Origin of the sequence: Veillonella parvula (assembly GCF_001553335.1) — a bacterium.
GTDB lineage: Bacteria > Bacillota > Negativicutes > Veillonellales > Veillonellaceae > Veillonella > Veillonella parvula_S.
This window is the reverse complement of sequence record NZ_KQ960792.1, coordinates 65,176-65,665: the sequence shown is the minus strand read 5'-3', so window position 1 is coordinate 65,665 and position 490 is coordinate 65,176. Positions and strand designations below refer to the sequence as shown.

Sequence of the window (490 nt, the reverse complement as noted above, 5' to 3'; positions counted from 1 at the left end):
AATTAAATAATCCCCTGGTGGGGACGGAAACTAACTGTAAAACTTGAGATTATAGTACCTTTAACTGAGGTTGGTTAAATTAAATAATCCCCTGGTGGGGACGGAAACCCCTTACTGTTAGCAGTTGGAATAATGTAATTATTGCCCTTTGGTTAAATTAAATAATCCCCTGGTGGGGACGGAAACCTAAAATTTCTGCACAATATTCCACTACGTTTGAAAATCCTGTTAAATTAAATAATCCCCTGGTGGGGACGGAAACAATTGAATAAACCCAATTCTATCGATTTCTAGGCTCCCCATGGTTAAATTAAATAATCCCCTGGTGGGGACGGAAACAAGGAACAAAAGGCAACTAAAAAGAATGATAGTGAAAAAGAGTTAAATTAAATAATCCCCTGGTGGGGACGGAAACGTCATTTGCGATAACCACATAAGAATTCCAGCAGTTCATTTCGTTAAATTAAATAATCCCCTGGTGGGGACGGAA

The 490-nt window shown here is 38.6% G+C and carries 1 CRISPR repeat array.

Features of this window, described 5'->3' with window-relative positions:
* Positions 1–73 precede the first annotated feature (73 nt).
* A CRISPR array of direct repeats spans positions 74–415; the repeat unit is 35 nt; unit sequence GTTAAATTAAATAATCCCCTGGTGGGGACGGAAAC.
* Positions 416–490 lie beyond the last annotated feature (75 nt).